Origin of the sequence: Bacillus sp. PK3_68 (assembly GCF_003600835.1) — a bacterium.
GTDB lineage: Bacteria > Bacillota > Bacilli > Bacillales > Domibacillaceae > Pseudobacillus.
The window spans coordinates 1,602,717-1,625,000 of record NZ_NQYC01000001.1; the positions used below are offsets into that span (position 1 = coordinate 1,602,717).

Annotated in this window: 21 protein-coding genes, 5 tRNA genes, 3 pseudogenes and 1 riboswitch (1 of these 30 cut by a window edge); of the genes and pseudogenes, 8 read left to right on the plus strand and 21 right to left on the minus strand. The window is 42.7% G+C overall.

All coding sequences use genetic code 11. The features are described from left to right. Positions 1-65 precede the first annotated feature (65 nt). Positions 66-638 carry a tRNA 5-(aminomethyl)-2-thiouridylate-methyltransferase MnmM gene (gene mnmM / locus CJ483_RS08275; RefSeq protein ID WP_120033925.1) on the plus strand — a complete coding sequence of 191 codons (573 nt, stop codon included), beginning with the start codon at positions 66-68 and terminating at the stop codon, positions 636-638. Between the two features lie 78 nt (positions 639-716). On the opposite strand, the gene CJ483_RS08280 is transcribed toward mnmM, so the two are convergent. From CJ483_RS08280 to CJ483_RS08290, 3 genes are read right to left on the minus strand one after another with little or no spacing between them, the layout of a single operon-like run. After that, a complete protein-coding gene (locus CJ483_RS08280; RefSeq protein WP_120033927.1) occupies positions 717-1,718 on the minus strand; it encodes an LLM class flavin-dependent oxidoreductase in 1,002 nt (333 codons plus the stop codon). A gap of 34 nt (positions 1,719-1,752) precedes the next feature. Then, on the minus strand, positions 1,753-2,847 hold the full coding sequence (locus CJ483_RS08285; protein ID WP_120033929.1) for a tetraprenyl-beta-curcumene synthase family protein: 1,095 nt from the start codon (positions 2,845-2,847) through the stop codon (positions 1,753-1,755). Between the two features lie 9 nt (positions 2,848-2,856). Next, positions 2,857-3,666, minus strand: a complete 810-nt coding sequence (locus tag CJ483_RS08290) for an alpha/beta hydrolase (protein WP_120033931.1) — start codon at positions 3,664-3,666, stop codon at positions 2,857-2,859. A 133-nt stretch (positions 3,667-3,799) separates the two neighbouring features. Here CJ483_RS08290 and CJ483_RS08295 point away from each other — a divergent pair, with 133 nt between their 5' ends. Beyond that, positions 3,800-4,327 (plus strand): gamma carbonic anhydrase, encoded by a 528-nt coding sequence (locus CJ483_RS08295; RefSeq protein ID WP_120033934.1) that lies wholly within the window; start codon positions 3,800-3,802, stop codon positions 4,325-4,327. Between the two features lie 26 nt (positions 4,328-4,353). Here CJ483_RS08295 and metK read toward each other — a convergent pair whose 3' ends face one another. Then, positions 4,354-5,553 (minus strand): methionine adenosyltransferase, encoded by a 1,200-nt coding sequence (gene metK / locus CJ483_RS08300; protein WP_120033936.1) that lies wholly within the window; start codon positions 5,551-5,553, stop codon positions 4,354-4,356. A gap of 144 nt (positions 5,554-5,697) precedes the next feature. Then, positions 5,698-5,857: riboswitch (SAM riboswitch) on the minus strand. A 234-nt stretch (positions 5,858-6,091) separates the two neighbouring features. On the opposite strand from metK, the gene pckA reads away from it, so the two are divergent. Beyond that, a complete protein-coding gene (pckA, locus tag CJ483_RS08305) occupies positions 6,092-7,678 on the plus strand; it encodes a phosphoenolpyruvate carboxykinase (ATP) (RefSeq protein WP_120033938.1) in 1,587 nt (528 codons plus the stop codon). A 53-nt stretch (positions 7,679-7,731) separates the two neighbouring features. Here pckA and CJ483_RS08310 read toward each other — a convergent pair. From CJ483_RS08310 to CJ483_RS08330, 6 genes and pseudogenes are all read right to left on the minus strand, one after another. Beyond that, positions 7,732-9,854: pseudogene (locus CJ483_RS08310) on the minus strand (MMPL family transporter). Between the two features lie 92 nt (positions 9,855-9,946). After that, on the minus strand, positions 9,947-10,519 hold the full coding sequence (locus tag CJ483_RS08315; RefSeq protein ID WP_120033940.1) for a TetR/AcrR family transcriptional regulator: 573 nt from the start codon (positions 10,517-10,519) through the stop codon (positions 9,947-9,949). A gap of 74 nt (positions 10,520-10,593) precedes the next feature. Further along, positions 10,594-10,835, minus strand: a pseudogene (locus CJ483_RS25005) (DUF2584 domain-containing protein). Positions 10,836-10,865: 30 nt separating this feature from the next. After that, positions 10,866-11,636, minus strand: a pseudogene (locus tag CJ483_RS08320) (alpha/beta hydrolase family protein); the annotation flags it as partial. A gap of 19 nt (positions 11,637-11,655) precedes the next feature. Then, a complete protein-coding gene (ytkD, locus tag CJ483_RS08325; RefSeq protein WP_120033942.1) occupies positions 11,656-12,132 on the minus strand; it encodes an RNA deprotection pyrophosphohydrolase in 477 nt (158 codons plus the stop codon). 113 nt (positions 12,133-12,245) lie between these two features. Next, positions 12,246-12,557: a hydrolase gene (locus CJ483_RS08330; RefSeq protein ID WP_120033944.1), complete on the minus strand. Its 312-nt coding sequence runs from the start codon at positions 12,555-12,557 to the stop codon at positions 12,246-12,248. A gap of 171 nt (positions 12,558-12,728) precedes the next feature. Here CJ483_RS08330 and CJ483_RS08335 point away from each other — a divergent pair, with 171 nt between their 5' ends. Then, positions 12,729-12,977 carry a DUF6154 family protein gene (locus tag CJ483_RS08335; RefSeq protein ID WP_120033946.1) on the plus strand — a complete coding sequence of 83 codons (249 nt, stop codon included), beginning with the start codon at positions 12,729-12,731 and terminating at the stop codon, positions 12,975-12,977. Between the two features lie 49 nt (positions 12,978-13,026). After that, positions 13,027-13,185, plus strand: a complete 159-nt coding sequence (locus CJ483_RS24455) for a hypothetical protein (RefSeq protein ID WP_182916998.1) — start codon at positions 13,027-13,029, stop codon at positions 13,183-13,185. 35 nt (positions 13,186-13,220) lie between these two features. Here the strand turns inward: CJ483_RS24455 and CJ483_RS08340 are convergent, their stop codons facing one another. Further along, positions 13,221-13,661 carry a Dps family protein gene (locus CJ483_RS08340; protein ID WP_120033948.1) on the minus strand — a complete coding sequence of 147 codons (441 nt, stop codon included), beginning with the start codon at positions 13,659-13,661 and terminating at the stop codon, positions 13,221-13,223. A gap of 126 nt (positions 13,662-13,787) precedes the next feature. On the opposite strand from CJ483_RS08340, the gene ytzI reads away from it, so the two are divergent. Together ytzI and yidD are read left to right on the plus strand one after the other, a co-directional pair. Then, positions 13,788-13,952, plus strand: a complete 165-nt coding sequence (gene ytzI, locus CJ483_RS08345) for a YtzI protein (protein ID WP_120033950.1) — start codon at positions 13,788-13,790, stop codon at positions 13,950-13,952. A 13-nt stretch (positions 13,953-13,965) separates the two neighbouring features. Then, positions 13,966-14,235 carry a membrane protein insertion efficiency factor YidD gene (gene yidD, locus CJ483_RS08350; protein ID WP_120033952.1) on the plus strand — a complete coding sequence of 90 codons (270 nt, stop codon included), beginning with the start codon at positions 13,966-13,968 and terminating at the stop codon, positions 14,233-14,235. Between the two features lie 106 nt (positions 14,236-14,341). Here yidD and CJ483_RS08355 read toward each other — a convergent pair whose 3' ends face one another. The 5 genes from CJ483_RS08355 to CJ483_RS08375 all read right to left on the minus strand — a co-directional run bounded on the left by CJ483_RS08355 (position 14,342) and on the right by CJ483_RS08375 (position 20,812). Continuing rightward, positions 14,342-15,787, minus strand: coding sequence for an o-succinylbenzoate--CoA ligase (locus tag CJ483_RS08355; RefSeq protein ID WP_120033954.1), 1,446 nt, complete (start codon positions 15,785-15,787; stop codon positions 14,342-14,344). Between the two features lie 214 nt (positions 15,788-16,001). Then, positions 16,002-16,820 (minus strand): 1,4-dihydroxy-2-naphthoyl-CoA synthase, encoded by an 819-nt coding sequence (menB, locus tag CJ483_RS08360; RefSeq protein WP_120033956.1) that lies wholly within the window; start codon positions 16,818-16,820, stop codon positions 16,002-16,004. A gap of 17 nt (positions 16,821-16,837) precedes the next feature. Continuing rightward, a complete protein-coding gene (gene menH, locus CJ483_RS08365; RefSeq protein WP_120033958.1) occupies positions 16,838-17,647 on the minus strand; it encodes a 2-succinyl-6-hydroxy-2,4-cyclohexadiene-1-carboxylate synthase in 810 nt (269 codons plus the stop codon). Beyond that, positions 17,638-19,401 carry a 2-succinyl-5-enolpyruvyl-6-hydroxy-3-cyclohexene-1-carboxylic-acid synthase gene (gene menD / locus CJ483_RS08370; protein WP_120033960.1) on the minus strand — a complete coding sequence of 588 codons (1,764 nt, stop codon included), beginning with the start codon at positions 19,399-19,401 and terminating at the stop codon, positions 17,638-17,640. Before menD ends, menH begins: the two co-directional genes overlap by 10 nt. Beyond that, the gene (locus CJ483_RS08375) at positions 19,394-20,812 is read right to left on the minus strand and encodes an isochorismate synthase (protein WP_182916999.1); all 1,419 of its coding nucleotides are present in this window, start codon (positions 20,810-20,812) and stop codon (positions 19,394-19,396) included. Before CJ483_RS08375 ends, menD begins: the two co-directional genes overlap by 8 nt. Positions 20,813-21,062: 250 nt before the next feature. Between CJ483_RS08375 and CJ483_RS08380 the strand changes: the two genes are divergently transcribed. Beyond that, positions 21,063-21,812: a TraR/DksA C4-type zinc finger protein gene (locus CJ483_RS08380; protein ID WP_120033964.1), complete on the plus strand. Its 750-nt coding sequence runs from the start codon at positions 21,063-21,065 to the stop codon at positions 21,810-21,812. A 92-nt stretch (positions 21,813-21,904) separates the two neighbouring features. On the opposite strand, the gene CJ483_RS08385 is transcribed toward CJ483_RS08380, so the two are convergent. From CJ483_RS08385 to CJ483_RS08405, 5 genes are all read right to left on the minus strand, one after another. Beyond that, positions 21,905-21,976 (minus strand) — tRNA-Glu (locus CJ483_RS08385). Positions 21,977-21,979: 3 nt separating this feature from the next. Then, a tRNA-Ser gene (locus tag CJ483_RS08390) sits at positions 21,980-22,070 on the minus strand. Between the two features lie 10 nt (positions 22,071-22,080). After that, positions 22,081-22,155, minus strand: a tRNA-Asn gene (locus tag CJ483_RS08395). Between the two features lie 6 nt (positions 22,156-22,161). Continuing rightward, a tRNA-Ile gene (locus CJ483_RS08400) sits at positions 22,162-22,235 on the minus strand. A gap of 13 nt (positions 22,236-22,248) precedes the next feature. After that, positions 22,249-22,284: transfer RNA gene (locus tag CJ483_RS08405), tRNA-Gly, on the minus strand; it runs 38 nt beyond the window's last position.

Genomic DNA, 22,284 nt, shown 5'->3' on the forward strand with positions numbered 1-22,284 from the left:
GTTTATTTTATGTATAATCATCAGAGACTATCTTAATTATTTAAGCTGTGAAAGAGGGATATGCAATGAATGTAGATGGAATTCTTCCGTTCGCACGCATACTTTTAGAGAAAGCTATAACTAAAGGCAGCGCAGCGATTGATGCAACCGTTGGCAATGGCCATGATACGGTATTTTTAGCCAAGCTTGTTGGCGAAGAGGGGCATGTATTTGGTTTTGATATTCAGGAGCAGGCACTGACTAATACAACTGTCCGTCTCGAAGAACACCAGCTAAGTGAGCGGGTCACTCTATTTGGTTGCGGCCATGAACAGGCAGCGGCACTTATTCCTGCTGAATGGCAAAGCCAGTTAAAGGGAGCCGTATTTAACCTTGGCTATTTGCCAAAAGGAGACAAATCTATCGTTACAAAGCCAGACACTACCATTGCCGCTGTAGAGCAAATTTTCTCCATGCTTGTTTCCGGAGGCATTATTGTGCTCGTTATTTATCATGGTCATGAAGAGGGGGCAGTGGAAAAAGAGAAGCTGCTTAGCTTCGTAGAAAACATCGATCAACAAAAAGCTCACGTCCTCCGTTACGAATTTATCAATCAGGCGAATCATCCGCCGTTTATTATAGCCATTGAAAAAAGGTAATTTTCTGCGCTCTGATTACCTAACAACCATTTGAATCCTTTGACTGACCATCAAAAAAGCAGGCTATAGCCTGCTTTTTTATAATTCAGCTGCTTTTGCCAGCAGCTCCATTGATTTTAATTTGTCCTCGAAATGATACATAATGGACACAGCCATGATATTCTCCGTTTGATATTCCTCACTAATCCGCTTATATTGTTCACGCACACGTTCGGGACTCCCAATCACCATTCGCTTCCTGTTTTCGCAGATAAATTTACGTTCATATTCACTGTAACGGTAGGGTGCTGCTTTTTCAGGGCTCGGTGTGCCGTTCGACTTCATGCCTTGGGCCGTCATCAACAAGGATAGATCCAGGCTGGAAGCCAGCCACTCTGCCTTTTCATCCGTTTCAGCACAAATAGTGAACACAGCCACCATGCTCTTTGGCTTTGAAAGCCAGGGCGACGGCTGAAAGGAGTTCAGATAAGCAGCCAGACTCTCTTGCCCGTCCTCTCCGTTGATAAATTGGGCAAATGTGTATGGCAATCCTTTTTTTGCCGCAAGGAGGGCGCTTGCCGGACTGGAGCCAAGCAGCCAGACATCCGGCCTTGTTTGAATGAGCGGTGTGGCTTTCAGTCCTGGGTAAGGTATATTCTCTTCATCTCCCGCAAGATAGGCTAGTAATTCATCAATCTGCTCAGGAAAACGGTCCACTTGGCGATATTCGCCTCTATTAAGCGCCAAAGAAGACATTGGCATGCCACCCGGTGCCCGACCTATCCCCGCATCAATTCGGCCAGGAGCCAACCCTTCGAGCACTCGGAAATTCTCCGCTATCTTGTAGGGGCTGTAGTGGGGAAGCATGACTCCTCCGGAACCAATGCGAATGGCCTTAGTCTTAGCTGCCAAATAAGCCATCAATACCTCTGGCGAAGATCCAGCAAGACTTGAAGCGTCATGATGTTCTGAAACCCAGAAACGTTCATATCCTAGCGCTTCAGCATGACGAGCAAGCTGAACGGTTTGCGCTAGGGCTTCCTCTGCTCCCATCCCTTCTGAAATTGGCGATTGATCCAATATGCTTAATTGTAAACTCACTGCGCCATCTCCTTTTATTTCTGTCCATCTTTCTTCATCGAAATGTTGTTTTATGGAACAATCGCGGGAATACTTGCTGCACGTATCTGTACATTCGGCCATTAAAATAGAAAAAGCGGGAAACTGCTCCGCCTCTGCGAATGACTTTTTTGGAGAGCTTGTAAATGCCTGTTTGTTCATAAACTTTGCTATCCGATAAATACACACCTAGCAGTCCACGATTGATCAGTTTATGAAAGCGAGAATCTTTTATCCCTTCTATCTGCTCGTCCGCCTTCTCCATAAAATAAACGAGCCGCTCAAACAATTGTTTTTCATCCTGATAATAAAAACAGAAATTTAAATCTCCACCTTCCCGGTCTTCCTTCTGATCAATCAGATAATCAAGCAGAATGTGAAGCCCCTGTATATAGGGAAAATAACTGTTTTTTATTTGCTGTGCCTGCGCATGGCTTAATGGCTCATTTAAGCCGTATGATACTAAACAAAAAATAGCAAGCGTCGAACCGGTACAAGCAGAGAATTCGTACCATTCCATTTGCGGCCACTCATCTTGGTACTCTTCGAACCATTTAATCAGGCGGTACTCTCGTTCTTCTTTTTTAACATGCTTATGTATTTGTAAATCACAATAATAACGGCATAGCTCTTTAAGGTGAGGGGCAATCACCTCATACCCCTTCATTCCAGCGAGCACAGACTGACATGTGGTCACTAACTCAGATAAGTAACCGCCATCGTTTTGATCCATCCGGCCACGGTAGTAGTCACGAAGCGGGACGCCCGGCGTCAGAGAATCTTCCATCGATTCATGAAGCGCAGCAAAATCAGCTGGATCAAGGGACGTACTGCGGTCACAAAGATTGTCGAGATAATCACTGATGGTCTGGTAGGTAACAATAAAGCGGACAGCCTGGACGAGCCGGTCTCTCGACAATAATGCCAGCACAGCTCCTCCTTCACAATGAAACGTCTTATGTTCAATGCTGGAGAGAGCCTGGCGGCGCAGTTCTTCATTTGGAATCATCCCTGCTTTCTCTTTCCAATATTTCAGCTGTTCATGCACGACAGGAAACACTTTTTTATAAATATTGTGCATTAGATGAAGCGGCGTTACTGGTACAGGCATTGTGTCACCTCACTCCTCAATCACATATCCTAGTAAACGCAGCCGATTTTCCACGAACCCTTTCGCATAATGGAAAACTTCCTCTCTCTCTGGCTCGTTAAATATTTCATGATAGAGTCCCGGCCACTCTTTATAATGCATCTCTGACAAATCGAGCCGGTGAAACCATTTTCTGACGCTTTTTTTATCGACAATCAAGTCATCCCCCGCCTGCATGACAAGAAGCGGAACATCAGGCACTGCCCCTGTCTTTAAATCAGCCGTCTTGATGGCTTGAAGCAGTTCTCGGTACCAGCGAACTGACACTTTATTTACATAAAGCAAATCTTCTTTATCTGCTTGTCTTACCTCTTCATTTCTTGTCGCCATTTCAACTGTCAGTCCGGAAGAAAACTTCACTGAGGGCGAGAGTGAATTCAAACCATGCGATAGAATATCCATTACTTTAGGTGGCGTATGATTCATACCGAGACAAGGCGATGACAAAATCACGCCTGCTGTCTCCACTTCCATCTCCTGCAGCAGACGAATAGCAATTAGCCCTCCCATGCTATGTCCTAATATAAATAAAGGCAAATCAAATTGATACGCTGCCTGCACCCAGTCTTTTACTTCCTCTATATACTCATTAAATGATGAAATATGTCCTCTTTTAGCTCTCGATGTCATGCCTTGGCCGGGCAGGTCGCCCATCACTACATGAAAGCCGTTTCTGCGCCACATTTCAATCAGCCAACCATAACGGCCATGATGCTCCATCGCCCCATGAATCATAACGATGACACCTTTCGGCTGTTGTTCTGTTTCCCATTTCCACATCAAGCATCTTCCTCCGGCTTTTTGTAATCCTATACGTTTGTCTTCTATTATACAAATCAAATCGTTTTAGATAAAATAATAAGCAAGTCCATCCTGCTTTCTGTTGCAGGAAACATAAAAGGAGGAGAGAAAAATGATCTATCCTTATAACAATAAAACTCCTATTGTTGCTGATTCTGCTTATATCGCCGATTATGTAACAATTACGGGAGATGTAACTATTGGCGAAGAAACAAATATTTGGTTTAATACTTCTATTCGCGGGGATGTAGCCCCGACTGTAATCGGCAAAAAAGTGAGCATTCAGGATAATTCTGTATTGCATCAAAGCCCGAACAACCCGCTTGTTATTGAAGATGAAGTCACAGTCGGCCATCAAGTTATTTTGCACAGCTGTAAAATTAGAAAAAAAGCTTTAATCGGTATGGGTTCCATCATTCTTGATAATGCAGAAATTGGTGAAGGAGCATTTATCGGGGCCGGTAGTCTTGTTCCCCAGGGAAAAGTCATTCCTCCTCACTCCGTGGCATTTGGCCGGCCGGCAAAAGTGATTCGCCCAGTGAATGAGGAAGACAGAAAAGATATGGAGCGCATTGTCAGAGAGTACGTAGAAAAAGGACAGTACTATAAAAGCATACAAAAAAAGCCTGAAGACCGTTAAAGAGTCTCCAGGCTTTTTGCTGCTTATTAATTTGACGCCTGATCTTTTAAGATTTCAGCTTTGTCTGTTCTTTCCCAAGGAAGATCCACATCTGTACGACCAAAATGTCCATAAGCGGCTGTTTGTTTATAAATTGGACGACGCAGTCCAAGCATATTAATAATGCCCGCTGGACGCAGATCAAAATTATTGCGAACAAGTTCAACAAGCACATCTTCAGAAACCGTTCCTGTGCCGAACGTATCGACAGCAATTGAAACAGGCTGAGCTACACCAATCGCATAGGCGAGCTGGACTTCACATTTATCAGCAAGGCCGGCCGCAACAATATTTTTTGCTACGTAACGAGCTGCATAAGCTGCTGAACGGTCTACCTTTGTTGGATCTTTACCGGAGAATGCTCCGCCTCCATGGCGTGCATAACCACCGTATGTATCCACGATAATTTTCCGGCCTGTTAAGCCCGCATCTCCTTGAGGTCCGCCGATAACAAAACGGCCTGTTGGATTGATAAAGAACTTTGTATGTTCATCGATTAATTCTGCAGGGACCATCGGGTCAATGACATGCTCGCGCAAGTCGCTTTGAATTTGTTCAAGCGCAACTTCCGGATGATGCTGTGTCGAAATAACAATTGTATCGATTCTTACTGGCTTGTCGTTTTCATCATATTCAACTGTTACCTGAGTTTTACCATCTGGACGTAAATACGATAACGTTTCTTCTTTTCTAACTCTCGTTAATTGACGGGATAATTTATGAGCCAATGAAATCGGGAGCGGCATTAATTCTGCTGTTTCATTACAAGCAAAACCGAACATTAAGCCTTGGTCACCCGCACCAATCGCTTCAATTTCTTCATCGCTCATTTGGCCTTCACGTGCTTCAAGAGCCACGTTCACACCCGCTGCAATATCAGGTGACTGCTCATCAATGGATGTCAACACACCGCATGTATCGGCATCAAAACCGTATTTTGCACGAGTGTAGCCAATTTCCTTAACTGTCTCCCGAACAATTTTATTAATATCCACGTACGAAGAGGTTGTAATTTCCCCTGCTACGAGTACGAGTCCAGTTGTAACAGATGTTTCCGCTGCGACACGCGCATTTGGATCTTTTGATAAGATTTCATCTAGGATAGCATCGGAAATCTGATCGCAAATTTTGTCCGGATGCCCTTCAGTGACTGACTCTGAAGTAAAGAGACGACGATTTTTAGTCATGAAACTTCCTCCTTAAAATGATCAACTTACTGCCGATCGATAATGGTACGGTACTCATTTCCCCTAAGTTTACCCTTTTAAAATAAAAAAACCCCTCCTGAAATAAAGAGAGGAAAGGTTGGTCTTATCAACATAGGCCTTTCACTCTTATCGTTCAAGGTTTGCCCTTGCTGCAGGTTAGCACCTTTGTCTTGAGTACAAACTTATATTGTATAAGTGCCGGCAGTCGATATAACTACCAATCACAATCAAGCAGGTTGCCGGGCTTCATCGGGCCTGTCCCTCCGCCAGCTCAGGATAAGAGTATCCGTTCAAGGTTACATCATACGAAATCCGTTCGACAATGTCAACTGGTTTCGTATAAAATCTCTTCATTTTTTCGGTTTCTTTTATAGGAAATCGGACAATCTGTAAATAAAAAAAGTCGCAAAAAAATAAGTGAATAGTATAGACTATTAAATGTAATGTGTTATACTATTTTTGAACAAATAATGCGATAACAATTATTTAATTTCAGATAAAGGATGGTTATTAATTTATGAAGACTGTAAGTGTTTCAAGTGAAATTTTGGAACTTTTAAAAGGTGATAACGTAACAATGCAGCCATCTGTGCCGCAGCTCGTAGAAAAAGTACTTAATCGTAAAGAGGGCGTGTTAACTGCTTCTGGAGCAGTATGTGCTGAAACGGGAAAATATACTGGCCGTTCTCCTAAAGATAAATTTATCGTTGAAGAGCCTTCAGTAAAGGACAAAATTGATTGGGGACCGGTTAACGAACCAATTTCCCCTGAAGTCTTCGATCAATTATACACTAAAGTGATCAATTATTTAAAGGAACAAGAAGAATTGTTTATTTTCAAAGGATTTGCAGGGGCAGATCCAACCCATCGTTTACCAATTCAGGTGATCAATGAATATGCATGGCATAATCTGTTTGCTCATCAACTTTTCATTCGTCCAACTGAGGAAGAATTAAAAGATCATCAAGCAGGCTTCACAATCGTATCTGCTCCGAACTTTAAAGCAGACCCTACAGTAGACGGAACAAAATCAGAAGCATTTATTATCATTTCTTTTGAGCGCCGTATCGTTTTGATCGGTGGAACGGAATATGCAGGAGAAATGAAAAAATCGATCTTCTCTGTAATGAACTACTTGCTTCCTGAAAATGATATTCTGTCTATGCACTGCTCAGCCAACGTTGGCTATGAAGGTGATGTGGCCCTATTCTTCGGTCTTTCTGGTACAGGGAAAACAACTTTGAGTGCAGACCCGAACCGCCGCTTAATCGGCGATGATGAACATGGCTGGTCTTCTAATGGTGTATTTAATATTGAGGGCGGCTGCTATGCAAAAACAATCGGCCTTTCCCGTGAAAAGGAACCACAAATCTTTGATGCCATCCGTTTCGGCTCGGTTCTTGAAAATGTAGTGCTTGATGAACAGTCTCGCATTCCAAATTACGATGATAACACCCTGACAGAAAACACGCGTGCCGCTTATCCGCTACAAGCAATCGATAACATTGTTGATCCAAGCGTAGCTGGCCATCCAAATACAATTATTTTCTTAACAGCTGATGCATTCGGCGTACTGCCTCCAATCAGCAAGCTAACTAAAGAGCAAGCGATGTACCACTTCTTAAGCGGCTATACATCTAAACTTGCCGGTACAGAGCGCGGTGTCACTTCTCCGCAAGCAACATTCTCTACTTGCTTCGGTTCACCATTCCTTCCGCTTGAAGCTACACGCTATGCGGAAATGCTTGGTGAGAAAATTGATGAGCACAACGTTCAAGTGTTCCTTGTAAACACTGGCTGGACTGGTGGCGAGTATGGCGTTGGTTCCCGCGTAAAGCTTGCGTATACACGTGCTATGGTCCAAGCAGCTCTCGAAGGCGAATTAAATAACGTAGAAACGTATACGACAAAAACATTCGGCTTGCAAATTCCTCTTCATGTACCTGGTGTGCCGGATGATGTTCTCATTCCGCGCAAGGCATGGGCTGATGAAGATGCTTTCATGACAAAAGCAGCAGAGCTTGCTGGCAAGTTCCGTGAAAACTTCAAGAAGTTCTCCAACGTCTCAAAGGAAATTATTGAACTTGGCGGACCACAAATCTAATATACAAAAAGAGGCCTCTGCTAAATAGCAGGGGCCTCTTTTTGTATATGACTTTAACTGTCCGCTTTTCGAACAGGTTCCTTTTCTGAATGCGTGTCTGCCCGATCTTTTTCAAAGATCATAAGTAAAGCCGGCAGCAGCAAACCGCGCACGATAAATGTATCAATTAATATTCCGACGGCGACAATAAAACCAAAGACAAATAAAATTTCTATTGGCTGTGTCATTAATACGGCAAAGGTCGCAGCTAAAATAATGCCGGCAGACGAAATAACCCCCCTGTTTTAGCAACAGCAGTGTTGACTGCTTTTTTTAAAGAATGGCTGCTTCGCTCCTCCATATAGCGTGATACTAAAATAATATTATAATCGATGCCCAGTGCGACAAGAAAGATAAATGAGTAAAGCGGCACCCTTGTGCTGATGGCATCAATGCCAAATAGCATATTTGTTAAAAACATCCCAATACCAAGGGCAGCTAAAAATGAAAGCAGAATGGTACCGACCATGTACAGGGGCATTTTAACGGAACGGGTCAATATCACCAGCATGACAAAAATCAATAGTGTTTCCAGCAGAACAATTACTTTAAGATCACGGCTGTTTAACGTACGGTCATCCAGCTTCTCTGCTGTCTCTCCAGCGAAATAAAGGGTTCCCTTTGCTCCGGAATCAGCAATGACCTTCTCTGACTTCTTTCGCAGACTGGCAAGTGCATCCATAGCCGGCCGTTCATAGGGGCTTCCGTTGAATGATAACGACAATTCATGCGCTTTATTATTCTCTGTTGAAGCTTGGAGCCGTACCTTAGCCACATTCTCCTGCTTCTCAAGCTCGGCCGTAAGCTTTGTCATATCTCCTGTTCCTTCAAATAAGACTATTGTGGGAGCAAGATCTCCTGCCGCAAATTTTTGTTCAATGATTTCATATCCCTCAAGTGACGGCATATTGTCCGGAAAGGATTTTAACGTGTTAAATTCATATTTAACATTTAATACATTAAGTGAAGCTAGCAGTAACAGCGCGATAACGATACTGCCAATAGCAATCGGCTTTGTTGACACTATCCGGGCGATCCGGTTCCAGAACCCGCTATCTCTTTCAGTTTTGTCCCCTGCTTTCGGTACCTTCGGCCAGAATGCTTTTCTGCCAAACAACACAAATAATGCAGGAACCAGCGTGACGGAAGCAAGCATAATAACAGCCATGACGGTAGCGAAAATTGGGGCAAAGTTTTGATAATCCCCAATGACAGCGAAGAAGAGTACGAGCATAGCTGCAAGCACAGTTCCTCCTGAGAAAAAGACCGGTTCTCCCGTCTCGCGCATAGCATGTTTCATCGCTTCAAACTTGCTTTCATGCCGCTTTAATTCTTCTCGATAACGGGCTAGCACAAACAATGAATAGTCCGTTACTGCTGCAAACAGCAAAATCGTCATAATAGACAGTGACTGGCTGCTCATTTCTAAGCCAGCTTTTCCATATAACCCTAAAATACGGTCGGTTACCGCATAAACGACCACTGAGGCAAGCAATGGGATAAAAGCTAGCAATGGGGAACGATAAATAACAATAAGCAATACTAAGATGAGTCCAACAGTGGACAACAAGAGTACAATATCTGCTTGAGAAAAAAGCGCAGTTGTATCTACTGCAATACCTGCTGGCCCGGTTACACGCACTTGAAGATCGCTTGCTTCCTTTTCAGCTGTTGAAGTTATTGATTGAATTCCCTTTTTTAACTGATCATTTTCCAGGCCTTCTTTAAAATTTAATGGAATAGCTGCAGCTGAGCGGTCCTTTGACAAAAATTGGTTCTGTGCGGGTGGAGGAAGCTGGTCGAAGGGCACTATTTCCTTTAAATGGTTTATTTGTTTTTGCTTAATCGCCTTGACCACCTTAGCGAGCTCGGCAGTTTCAATTTTTTTGTTGCCAGCACTAAAGACAAGAATAGCTGGCACGCCCTCATCGTTCGGAAAGTACTGGTTTACTTTTTCTGCGGCTTCTATTGCTGGCGAATCGCTTGGGAGTGACTCAATGGAGGAAACACTGTAATCACGTGAACTTGGGGCGATGCTACTTAACAGCCCTGCAATCAACAGCCAAATGATTAAGACTGTCCACATGCCTTTTCTTGTTGATATCCAATCAGTTAACGCTCCAAGTATTTTTTTCATTTTTCCTCCCCCTTTTGTTAAATTTTATTCCTTCTCTTTATTTAAAATTAAAACCGACATATGTGTCAAATATAATTGTTTAAAAAGGAGCTTCAATTTAATCCGCTCCCTCTATACCAAACTTCAAATAAATAATCAGCCCATTCCTCTATCGGCAATGCCAATACATTTGGGGTATTAATCAGCTGAAAAAATAAACTCGCCAGTATGGCAAACGGTACATCTTCACGAATGTCCCCTTCCTGCTGCGCTTGCTTAAATAGCCGCTCCAGTTGTAAGCTCAATGCCTGATGCATCTCCATCACTTCTCCCACCAGCTCTTCTGCTTTCTTCGATTGCGACACATCGATTTTACGTATGTCACCGAGAATAAAGTGAAGATCGGCTTCCTCCATATAAATACGTAGTAATTGGCGAAGGGCTGGTATGGGTTCTTTTTCGTCTACCCTAGATGCTCTGCTGACTGTTCGGTCCATCGCTCGTTTCATACAGGTAGCCGCCACCTCCTCACGATTGGAGAAGTATTGATATATTGTACTGCGTGCACCCGAAACAAGATGTTCGGCGAGTCTTTTTAAGTGAAAACCATTATAGCCGTGCTCAATGATGAGCTTCTCTGCTGCGTCTAGTAGTTCTTCCTCCGTGAATGCTCGTTTTCTTGCCATCTGACCTCATCTCCTTTCTAGTTGTACAGTCTATAATAAAAAAGCGGCTGAAATCGCTTCCGCCGCTCTGTTTATTAGTTTGTTGAATTTAAGGAAATCAGCCTGTATGTAACCTCTGTATGATCTTTTTGCCATTCAATTTTTTCAATAATAGCTGTGCCCGTAATATCTCCGTCTCTTGTTTTATAAACATGAATAGGAATATCTATAGGGTACAAGCGGTATCCTTCTTTTTCAAGGAAAATAAATTTTCTTCTTTTCTATGCTCCTTCCCCTTTGTCACAATCATTGTATTTAGTTCCATTGGCATCCCCATGCCAGTCCCCTCCTTGTTATTCTTTTTTATCTTGTTTTTCATCCATTCACATAAATCAGCTACAATCTTTCGGTTAATTGCCGGTGGGAAATAGTGATCATATTGATCAAAATACCATGTTTCAGCCGGATGTTCTACTTCTTTCAACCTCTCCTCTAAACGAAATGCGTGCTCAGGTGAAACATTTTTGTCTTTTAATCCGTGGATAATCAGGACAGGCGCTTTTAGCCTCTCAAGTTGATAAAGTGGGGTACGCCAATTATATAGCTCTTCCTGTTTATAAGGGCTCGCTCCAATTACCCTTTTCATCATCCGGCGTAAATCTTTTCTTTCCTGGTAGGTTAATACCATATCAGCTACTCCTCCCCATGTTACCACCGAAGCAGCCTGTTCCTTTTCAAGAGCAGTGAGCAATGCCATGACCCCACCTCTAGAAAATCCAAAAATATGGACCCGATTCGTTACACGCGGATGGGATTCCAACAGGTCGAAACCAGCAAAGGCGTCTTCTCTATCTTCTCCAGCAAAATCTTCATTCCCTTCCCCACCGCGATTGCCACGATAAAAAGGAGCGAAAACGATAAAACCTTCAGAAGCAAACTGAGCAATGCGGGCAGGGCGAACCATCCCCACATTTTTTATTCCGCCCCGCAAATAAAGAAAACCGTCATATGTACCTTCTGTTGCTGGTTCTGCCAGAAGCCCCTTGACTTTTAATCCGTCCGACCAGTAAGTAACCATCGATAGGATAACATGCGGATTTGGGGAAGGAAAACGAAAGCTTTCAATTATTCTTTCCATTTCATCACCCCATTCCTTCTCATTTCAGCCATTGTTTATCGAGCAAAAAATCCAATGTCCTCTCAACCACTTCATCTTGCATTAAAAAGCTGAAGCACTCAGCCATTCTTTCTACACGCAAGTTTTGGCCAAACAAAACTGGACCAGCTGTCTCCAAATAGTCGTCTTTTTTTTCTATTTCCCTTATTTTCGCAAAAAAAATCGCCTTTACAAAGGGATTTTTTGGCCTTCTCACAAAATACTCGCCCACAAACCGCAATTCTTCGATGAATGCTCCTGTCTCTTCAAACACTTCTCTATTGGCTGCCTCTTCAATCGTTTCCCCTTCTTCTACCTTGCCTCCGGGAAATTCGAACCCTCTCTTCGAATGGAGTGTCAGTAGCCATTTTTGCTTGAAACGACAAAAAACAATGACATGCCGGGCAGGCAATGAAAAGGCCTCGCGCTCGAAAGCGAGCGTCACCCGGCAGCCATTTTTATCTATAAATTCAACCATGCCCTCCCCCTGTCTCCATTCCACATTCACAAACAGAGCCGCTTGCAAAGTTTCTCAAGTTTGAATTTATTATACCTTATTTTTCTCTTCCAGGGCGAACAAAGTCCTACTTATTACATTTCCCACACCTCTTTTACATACTGCTTTGCTTCTTCATCTCCAAGTTTATAAATGATTTTATAAATCTTTTCCATATGTTCATCATATTGGTCGTTTTCCTTGTCTTTGTGGTATTCCCGGTAAGGAATATGGGCTCGGAAAAAATTCGCCCATTCCGTTGTATAGTTAGCATCAAATAGCTCTCTCAATTCTGTAATTTCAACATCTGTTGCATAAATTTTAAAATTCCAGGGAGATACTGTTGGCTGCCTCATAATCTCCCCGTTAGCAAGCGAAATATAATATTCATTTTTCTCTTCTTCCATGTTAGACACCTCCTCTGCTTATCGTTCCCTGTCTATTTATAAAAATGAATGAAATGAATCATTTTCTCTTCGTACTTATTCATTGGTTTATTCGGCTGAATTAGGGTATAAATGTTAATAAAGGGACAGGAGAGAGAACGCATCTACACTAAAACAAAGGAGATGGTCAAATTGAAACTGGTAGATGAACTGTTTGAAATTTACCGCGGAAAACTTCAGGGAACAGAAGAAGACTTAGACATGATTACCTTAGCTGTACTTGAACAGCTCTCTCAAAAAGAAATTTTAAATATAATTAAAGAATTAAACGAGGAGGAGCTAGCTTATTTTTTCCGCCTCTATCTATTTGAAGCGTTAAAGCAAAAGTTTGATATGTACGATATAGAAGACAATCTTGGCGATAAGCGCATGTACCATTAAATACATAAAAAATTTCTCCAATGGCAAGAACCTTTGGAGGACAAATAAATTGATTTCTCTATACATGAACTGGTATCGTTTGTTGAAGAAAAAGCGGCGCCTCTATAAGATGGCAGTCGAGCGAATACTTATTAGTAAACCAAGTGCTCCCAGTGGTGGGGCATTCTTTTATTGCCATTTAGTTGATGCTGCTTATGATGATCATTAAAAAGGATGCTCCCCACGGAAGCATCCTTTTTACAATTATTTTCCTAAGAAAGACTTCAACATCCAGACATGCTTTTCAAGTGATTGGTGAATGGAAAGCAACATATCACCTGTTGTTTCATCGTTCACCTCTTCAGCAAGGTCCATAGCTTCTTTCAACTCATTAATCATTGTTGTAAAGTCGTTCACTGTAGATTGAACCATTTGCTCTGCTGATTCTCCACCTTCTGCTTCATTTACAGAAGCCATTTGTAATGACTCTTTAAGCGTAGCCACTGGCTTTCCTTCAAGCGCAAGCAAACGCTCAGCCAATTCATCAATATGAACTCCTGCTTCTGTGTAAAATTCCTCGAACTTTTCATGAAGAGCAAAGAATTGCTGGCCTTTTACAAACCAGTGATAATTATGTAATTTCGTATACATCACTGTCCAGTTGGCAATTTGCTTGTTGACACTTTCAATTAATTGGTTAGACATCACTATATTCCTCCTGTCATTTATCCTACTCTTTAGTTATTACCACTATTTTTGCCTTTTAAAACCCCTATTCTTTTCTGCAGACAAAGAAGAAAAATGATATGATAGTCCTGGGAGGGAAGTTAATTGGTTATTATTATGATTGTTTCTGTTATTATAATTGGAATCGTTATTGCGCTGTCTGTATTTACAGTGAATAAGGGTTATTCGTATAAACATACAGTCGATCCCTTGGAAAACAACCCGCATTTGCCTCCGGAGGACGAAAAAAAAGAATCAGATTCGAAATGAAGGCGGATGTCTCATGCTGAAACAACTTCTTGTCTTTATCATCCGATTTTATCAGAAAGTGATTTCCCCACTAAAACCACCAACCTGTCGTTTCTATCCGACATGCTCTCATTATGGAATGGAGGCTGTCAAACGGTTTGGTGCATGGAAGGGCGGATACTTAACAATTATTCGGATTTTAAAGTGTCATCCCTTTCATCCTGGCGGATTTGATCTTGTTCCAGAAACATGGGCGGACCGCAAGAAAAAGAAAGAAAGCTTTAAAGAAGAGACGAACAAATGAAAATGATGTGATAGCCTCGTTTTGAAAGTAAAAAGATGATGCGAAAAGCAGAGACACGCCTGACTTTTCGCATTATCTTTTTTATAAGAAGAATCATTTTTCGGCATCAGCTCTTATGTTCAAACTGAGCTTTTAATTGTCGGCGCAGCAATTTCCTAGAAGCATTTCTCGGTAATGTGTTCACTTTAATAAAATAAGCCGGACATTTATATTTCGCTAAACGTGCTTCACAAAACTGTCTTAGCTCCTCTTCAGTTACCGATTCTCTTTCGACGATAAAAGCCGCAGGAACCTCTCCCCATCTCTTATCAGCCACACCGGTAACACCTACTTCTCTAATTGCCGGATGATGAAGCAGGACAGATTCTATTTCTGCAGGATAAACATTTTCTCCACCAGAGATGATTAAATCAGACCGGCGATCCAGCACGAATAAAAAGCCATCTTCATCTATATAACCAATGTCTCCAGTATGAAACCATCCATTCATAAAAGCCGCTTGGTTGGCCTCTTCCCTGTTCAAATAGCCCTTCGTCACATTGGGACCTTTAACGAGGATTTCTCCCTCAGCGCAAGGAGGGGCATCAATTTTTAATTGGCATGGGAACAACGGTTTTCCTGCTGAGCCTAGCTTTGTCAAGCTATACTCAGGAGGAAGCGTGACAATTTGCGACGAAGTTTCCGTCATTCCATACGTTTGAAAGACTGGTATCCGCTTTTCCGCACAAGCTTCGAGAAGCGGCTTTGGAGCCGGTCCACCACCAAGAAGCATACAACGAAAATTTTGATGATAGCTTCCTTCCAGTGTTTCTACAAGACGAGTCAACATAGCTGAAACCACGGAAATAATAGTTCCTTCGCCGCGCTTAAGCGCCTCATTAATTACTTTCTCATCAAAATGCGTATATAGACGCACAGGCATTCCGTAAAGGACACTGCGCATTAAGATGGAATAGCCGCTTATATGAAAAATCGGCACCGCACAAAGCCAGCAGTCATTCTCATGCAGTCCTAAATTAAAAGCTGAGCCGGTTGCACTCCACCAGTGATTTCCATATGTTTGCCGAACCCCTTTCGGCTTCCCTGTTGTACCAGATGTATACATAATGGAACAGGTCTCTTCAAGAGAAAATTCTTCCTTGCTCGTAAATGGATGAGCAACGAAAGTGTCAGACAATCTTTTTCTAACAAAGGTGCCCTTCAAATTTTCGACTTTTTTTTCATATATAGAATCATAAATAATAGCTGCTATTTCTGCATCTTCCAGTTGCCACATCAATTCAGCTGCTGTTAACCGATGATTTAAAAGAACAGCTTCAGCGCCGAACTGCTGGAGGGCATGGATGACACATACGGCATCTGGCGTGTTTTGTATGAGCAATCCAACCCGTACGCCTGCTTTTAACCCTTCTCTTTCTAACTCAGCTGCCCAGCATAGTGACTTTTCATATAGCTGAGCAAATGTCCAGGTGCTTTCTTCAAAAAACAGAGCTGGACGATCAGGCGTCAAAAAGGCCCGCTGTTTTAACCAATTGGGTACTCTGTCGGCCATTCTTCAGTCCTCCTGCTCCGCTCTGACTGACAAAAAAGCTTGATGGCTGCCCATCAAGCTTTTTACATATACCCGCCAGCCGGAGGGTTTTAAATAATTATTCGCTTTTAATATACCTAGTTGTTGCCTCTTGTCTCCCAAGAATAAGGAACCTTGCCTCAATGAAATCAGAAAGCAATTGTTTTAAGGAACGAACAAATGGCTTTTATTTTCATTATGGAAATCTAGGGAATTGACCAAAGTCTGGCTTGCGTTTTTCTTTAAAAGCGTCTCTGCCTTCTTTTGCTTCCTCAGTCGTATAGTAGAGAAGTGTCGCATCTCCAGCAAGCTGCTGAAGGCCAGCTAGACCGTCTGTGTCTGCGTTCATAGCTGCTTTAAGGAAACGTAGAGCTGTTGGGCTCTTTTCAAGCATTTCTTCACACCATTTCACCGTTTCTGCTTCAAGCTGGTCAAGTGGAACAACCGTGTTTACAAGACCCATGTCAAGAGCTTCCTGGGCATTGTATTGACGGCACAAATACCAAATTTCACGTGCTTTTTTATGGCCGACAATACGAGCTAAATAACCAGAACCATATCCTGCATCAAAGCTGCCGACTTTTGGTCCTGTTTGACCGAATACTGCGTTTTCTGCTGCAATTGTCAAATCACAAACAACGTGAAGAACATGTCCGCCACCAATTGCATAACCTGCTACCATAGCAACGACTGGCTTTGGAATCACACGGATGAGACGCTGTAAATCCAACACATTCAAGCGAGGAATTTGGTCTTCTCCTACGTAGCCGCCATGTCCGCGCACTTTTTGATCGCCGCCTGAACAAAATGCTTTATCGCCAGCTCCTGTCAAAACAATGACGCCAATTTTCTCATCATCTCGAGCATAAGCAAAAGCATCAATCATTTCCATTACCGTTTTAGGACGAAAAGCGTTATGCACTTCAGGACGATTAATCGTTACCTTCGCAATACCATTGTATGTTTCGTATAAAATATCTTCGTATTCGCGTTCACTGACCCAATTAATAGCCATATATCATTTCCTCCTTATTATGTATGGGATAAAAACTCCTTTATTATTGTACCAAACTTCTCGGAATCTTCCACATGAATCGCATGTCCCGCTCCCTTTATTTCTTTCCAGATGGCCGAAGGAAGCAGTTGTGCCATTTCAGAGGCAATCTTTGTAAACTTTACGTCCTCTGTTCCTGTAACAAGCAACACCGGCATAGAAAGCGTCGGAAGAACCTCCCACCAGGAAGGCTGTGAACCGGTTCCCATTCCTCTTAATGACCTGCTAAGACCAATGACAGAGTTTCTCAGGCGCTGTTGATAAATAGCCTGTTGTTTCCACTGTGGCAAATTATTCTGTGTCGCGAACAAAGGGATCCTTTGCCAATAATCAACGAAGGACTCTATTCCCTCTCGTTCAATTCTCTCTGCCAGCGCTTCATCTGATCTTTCCCGTGCCTGGCGCTCCTCCGGCGTTTTTAATCCAGGGGAAGCACTCTCCAATAGTAAAGACTGTACAGACTTCGGGAAAAGAACAGCAAGCGTTAGAGCCAGCCTCCCTCCCATAGAATAACCCATAACATGGAATTGGGGATGGCCAAGCTCCTTCATTAGCGCTTTCATATCCTCGGCTGCCAGTTCAATGCTGTACGCTTCCTCCTCCAATGGGCAGCTGCTTTTTCCATGACCAATAATATCGACAGCGATGCACGTATAATCCCTTTTTAAATGAGTTATCGTTTCCTTCCATGTTTCTGAACTTCCAGTAAATCCGTGAAGGAGCAGCAAAGGAGCTCCTTCACCGCTTACTTCAACATAATAACGGCGTTTTTGAATGATTATTTCCAAAAATCATCACCCGCCGTCAATTTGTTCATTTCCTGGGAAACCTTTTCCCATAATCCGCGGTGAGCGACTACATTTTTTGCACGATCGGTTATTGCCTCGATAATGAACAACCCTTCTTCTGCTGCAGCTTTTTTCATACTTTCGTGAAGAGAAGCTAAGTCTGTCACCTTTTCGTAACCAGCTCCATACAGGTTGGCTGCATGGACAAAGTCAAGATCAGCCGGTGTTCCAAATAATTGCTCAAAATGCTTTTCTTCAGCAGCTTGCGGCAAGTAAGAAAAGATGCCGCCTCCATTATTATTAATAACAATGACTGTCATTTTTATGCCATTTAGCTTTGCAGCCAATAAACCGGTTAAATCATGAAAGAGAGACAGGTCTCCTAAAATTAAATAAAGTGGAGAAGCAACAGCTGCCACACCAAGCGCGCTAGATACTAAACCATCGATGCCGTTTGCTCCCCGGTTGGCCAATAAACGAATTCTCCGCTCATCTGTAAAGAAGAAAGAATCAAGATCACGAATTGGCATGCTATTGCCTACAAATAAAGCCGATTCATTTGGAAGCTTCTTTAGTATTTCATAAAATAGCTTCCCTTCATCGAGTTCCTCGTGTTCCTCTACACTTCTCATTATTGCCCTCGCTGCTTGATTCATGTGAACCCAACTTTGCAGCCAAGAATCTGATTTTACCGGTTCATTTAAGCAGGCGGAGAGGGCGGAACAAAAAGCGCTCTCATCTGCAGCCAGCATGTGGGTAGCCGCGCCAATTGGATCTCTCCAGCCACCACCGCTGTCCACTACACAATGCATTTTGACAGAATGTCTGTTGATAAACTGGGTAAGAGCTTTTGAGACAGGCATTGCTCCGAAACGGATAACAACATCAAAGGACGCCTGTTGCTTGACTATCTCATTTCTTAGAAAAGCGTCATAACTGTCTATAATGACCCGCGAGTGAGCCGTGCCGCTTCGCAAACCAGACAGCGGATCTGCCAGTATGGGATAGTTCAGCTTTTCAGCCAGCTCAATTACCGCTTTTTCAAAGCCTTCTGACTGCTGTTCTCCACAAACAATGATCCCTTTTTCAGTTTCCTTCAAAATAGCAGCGATCGCTTCTATATCTTGCTGCGGGAGGATACGTTTTCCTTCGCTAAGATGAACAGCCGGTAAGGCTTTTGTTTCCAATCGTTCAAATAAACCATCATACTCTGGAAGAAGTGGTTCACGAAAAGGAAAGTTTAGATGTACAGGGCCTGCTGGCGACTGCTTAGCCATATGTACCGCTTTTGCAGCAGTCATACGTACATAGCGAAGCATACTCTCTTCTGCATCTGGAAGGGCCATCTCAGCAAACCACTTCGCATGGGTTCCATATAAACGATTTTGATCAATTGATTGTGGTGCTCCTACCTCTCTTAACTCATGTGGCCGGTCTGATGTAAGCACAATAAGAGGGATACGTGCATTTTTAGCTTCTGCTACTGCGGGCAAGTAATTAGCTGCTGCTGTGCCAGAAGTGCATAATAAAGCAGTTGGCTTTCCAGAGGCTTTTGCTAATCCAAGAGCAAAAAAAGCAGCAGAGCGTTCATCAATCTGAATGTAAACCTTTATTTTGGGATGCTCCGCTAACAAAAGCGCCATAGGAGTAGACCGCGAACCCGGACTAATCACGGCGCTTTCTACTCCTGCTTTTACAAGCCCATCAATAAAGTGGGCATTATATAATGTTAAATTTCTTCGATTACTACTCATCAGCCATTTCTCCTAACGCTCGCAACATAGGCCGAAATTTGATACGCGTTTCCGCCAATTCGCTTTCTGGCTCTGAATCTGCTACAATCCCACAGCCAGCATATAAAAAGGCCTGTTGCTTGCTTAATAAACCTGATCGGATGGCAACAGCAAATTCACCGTTTTTCCGGTAATCCATCCAGCCAATAGGTCCTGCATAAAAACCTCTATCCATTTTCTCAAGCTGGCGGATAACAGGGAGCGCCTTGTCATTCGGAAGCCCGCCAAGCGCAGGCGTAGGGTGAAGCTTTTCGACGAATTGCAAAATAGAACGACTTTCTTCCGTAAAACCGGTAACAGGTGTATACAAGTGCTGAATATCCCGGACTTTCATCAGCCCAGGGGTTGATGGAATATTTACTGTATAACACAAGCTTTCCATTTCTTTCTTAATCATTTGCACAACATAATCATGTTCTATACGATTTTTCTCATCGTTCAGCAATTCATTTCCTAAGTTTTGGTCCTCCTCCTCTGTTTGCCCTCTTTTAATAGAGCCGGCAAGACATGTAGACAAGGCTCTCTCATCTCGCTTGCGAACTAACCTTTCAGGGGAGGCTCCAAGAAAGCATGATTCCATCGCTTCCAAGGAAAAAATAAAGCTGTCTGGCTGCTCCTCAATTAACCGCTCCAATACTCGATCTTGAGCAATCTCCTCATCAAAGACAGCCATAATCTTTCTTGCAAGCACGACTTTTTTTAATTCATCATCCGAGCGAATCTGCTTGACTGCTTTATGAACCGCCCGTTTCCATTGCTCGGTGTCCTTCTCTTCTACATGAGTGAAGGGCCTATTAGAGTCTTCCAATTGTTCTATACCAGCCTGTTCCAACAGCCAGTCCTTTTTAGACTCCAGCTTATCAATGAGCTCGTCTAGTTCATCGGAAGGACAAATGACATTCGTTGTTAAGTAACATTCCCCTTCATATACGGTTAGCATGTATTCTGGCAAATAAAAAAAAGCGGATGAAAATTTAGACCATTCCTGTTCTTGTTTCTGCTTGGGATCAAAAGAAAAGCCACCAAATAAAACCGGACCGACCCCATATGCATCAAAAGAGTTGTGAATAAATGCACATTTAATCATATCGTTCCATTTTTCTTCTGTCTCAGCATAACGTGATTGATCCGTTTTTTCGTTGCGTATAGTATAGATATTGCCTAAGCCGACAATCTCAACGTCCCCATCGCGGTCTTTCCAAAAAAAGCGTTCTCCTGCATAAAGTGCTCGTCCGCTTTTATAAAATTGTAAAGAATCCATCCAATTCATCTTTTCTACATAACTAAATAGAGCAGTTTGTTTATTATGCTGCTTTTCATGAATCGACTGTATAAAAGCTTCTTTAATCGGCTGGCTTTTTATAGTAGACAATGAACTCTCCTCCATTGCACTTAAATCAATTATTTCATTCTAGTCAAACCTATTTAAAGATACACCTCTAGAACTCTTCCTGTCAATGATTCCCCCTTTATTTGCTGTTCATCCAATAAAGAGCTGTTGTTTCTTCCTTATTTTCCCTTACTTGCATTGTATGTTTCAACTAAGAGAAGAAAGGAAATAAGAAATAGAAGAAATATTTCTTCGGAATGTACCTATTAGAAGATAGAAGGATGTGAAGGCAATGATATCAAATGAACAGATACAAACATTAAAAAATGAGTTGCTTACACAAAAAGAACAGCTTACTCACCATAAAGACAGAGAAGGAACAGATCCTGAAGCGGGTAGTGAACGGGATACAACAGGTGAACTATCTATGTATGATAACCACCCTGCAGACATAGGAACAGAATTATATGAGCGTGGAAAAAACCAGGCACTGAGTGATCATCATGAAAGTGAATTAGAAAAAGTGAAAAATGCATTAGCAGCAATTGACAATAATAAATACGGAAAATGTATGGAATGCGGAAAGGATATTCCTTTCGAACGTTTACAAGCTGTGCCAACTACACTTTACTGCGTAGAGCATACACCAGAAAAAACAACGGCAGACGACCGGCCTGTAGAAGAAGAAATTCTTCAACCGGGCATATATGGCCGCTTCCAGCATAGAGATGAGGAAATAAAAGATTATGAAGATAGCTTCCAGGAGGCAGCAAATTACGGAACCTCAGAAACCCCGGCTGACTTTACTAGAGGACACACGGACTATAACACTTTATATGAAGATATCGAAGAGGTTACCGAAGGATTTACAGAAGAGTACGAGAACTTTACGGCCACGGATGCGGAAGGAGAAAATGAAGGATTTTATCGTTCTTCAAAAGAACAGCACTATGTGGAAGAGTTGGATGAGGAGGAAATAGAATCTCCTCTAGGAAACATTCCTTATAAAGAAAAAGACAGTTATATTGAGGACAAAAAATAAAAGAAAGCCATTTGACTACCTAGTCAAATGGCTTTCTTTTCATGATCGTTACAATAAAAAAACTGTTTTCAAGCGAATGAAAACAGTTTTTATGACCCGTACGGGATTCGAACCCGTGTTACCGCCGTGAAAGGGCGGTGTCTTAACCGCTTGACCAACGGGCCTTATGGCGGAGAAGGAGGGATTTGAACCCTCGCGCCGCTTACGCGACCTACACCCTTAGCAGGGGCGCCTCTTCAGCCTCTTGAGTACTTCCCCATAAAAAATATGGCTCCGCAGGCAAGATTCGAACTTGCGACCGATCGGTTAACAGCCGATTGCTCTACCACTGAGCTACTGCGGAACGAAGTGGGCCTGAATGGACTTGAACCATCGACCTCACGCTTATCAGGCGTGCGCTCTAACCAGCTGAGCTACAGGCCCATTTAAAATGAAATGGAGCGGGTGATGGGAATCGAACCCACGACATCAG

Coding starts and splice junctions, on each gene's coding strand:
- mnmM (WP_120033925.1), top strand. CDS start 66: ATGAATGTAGATGGAATTCTTCCGTTCGCACGCATACTTTTAGAGAAA.
- CJ483_RS08340 (WP_120033948.1), bottom strand. CDS start 13,661: ATGTCTAACCAATTAATTGAAAGTGTCAACAAGCAAATTGCCAACTGG.
- yidD (WP_120033952.1), top strand. CDS start 13,966: ATGCTGAAACAACTTCTTGTCTTTATCATCCGATTTTATCAGAAAGTG.
- CJ483_RS08295 (WP_120033934.1), top strand. CDS start 3,800: ATGATCTATCCTTATAACAATAAAACTCCTATTGTTGCTGATTCTGCT.
- metK (WP_120033936.1), bottom strand. CDS start 5,553: ATGACTAAAAATCGTCGTCTCTTTACTTCAGAGTCAGTCACTGAAGGG.
- menB (WP_120033956.1), bottom strand. CDS start 16,820: ATGGCTATTAATTGGGTCAGTGAACGCGAATACGAAGATATTTTATAC.
- CJ483_RS08355 (WP_120033954.1), bottom strand. CDS start 15,787: ATGGCCGACAGAGTACCCAATTGGTTAAAACAGCGGGCCTTTTTGACG.
- CJ483_RS08315 (WP_120033940.1), bottom strand. CDS start 10,519: ATGGCAAGAAAACGAGCATTCACGGAGGAAGAACTACTAGACGCAGCA.
- CJ483_RS08330 (WP_120033944.1), bottom strand. CDS start 12,557: ATGGAAGAAGAGAAAAATGAATATTATATTTCGCTTGCTAACGGGGAG.
- CJ483_RS08290 (WP_120033931.1), bottom strand. CDS start 3,666: ATGTGGAAATGGGAAACAGAACAACAGCCGAAAGGTGTCATCGTTATG.
- pckA (WP_120033938.1), top strand. CDS start 6,092: ATGAAGACTGTAAGTGTTTCAAGTGAAATTTTGGAACTTTTAAAAGGT.
- CJ483_RS08285 (WP_120033929.1), bottom strand. CDS start 2,847: ATGCCTGTACCAGTAACGCCGCTTCATCTAATGCACAATATTTATAAA.
- ytkD (WP_120033942.1), bottom strand. CDS start 12,132: ATGGTTGAATTTATAGATAAAAATGGCTGCCGGGTGACGCTCGCTTTC.
- menD (WP_120033960.1), bottom strand. CDS start 19,401: ATGAGTAGTAATCGAAGAAATTTAACATTATATAATGCCCACTTTATT.
- CJ483_RS08380 (WP_120033964.1), top strand. CDS start 21,063: ATGATATCAAATGAACAGATACAAACATTAAAAAATGAGTTGCTTACA.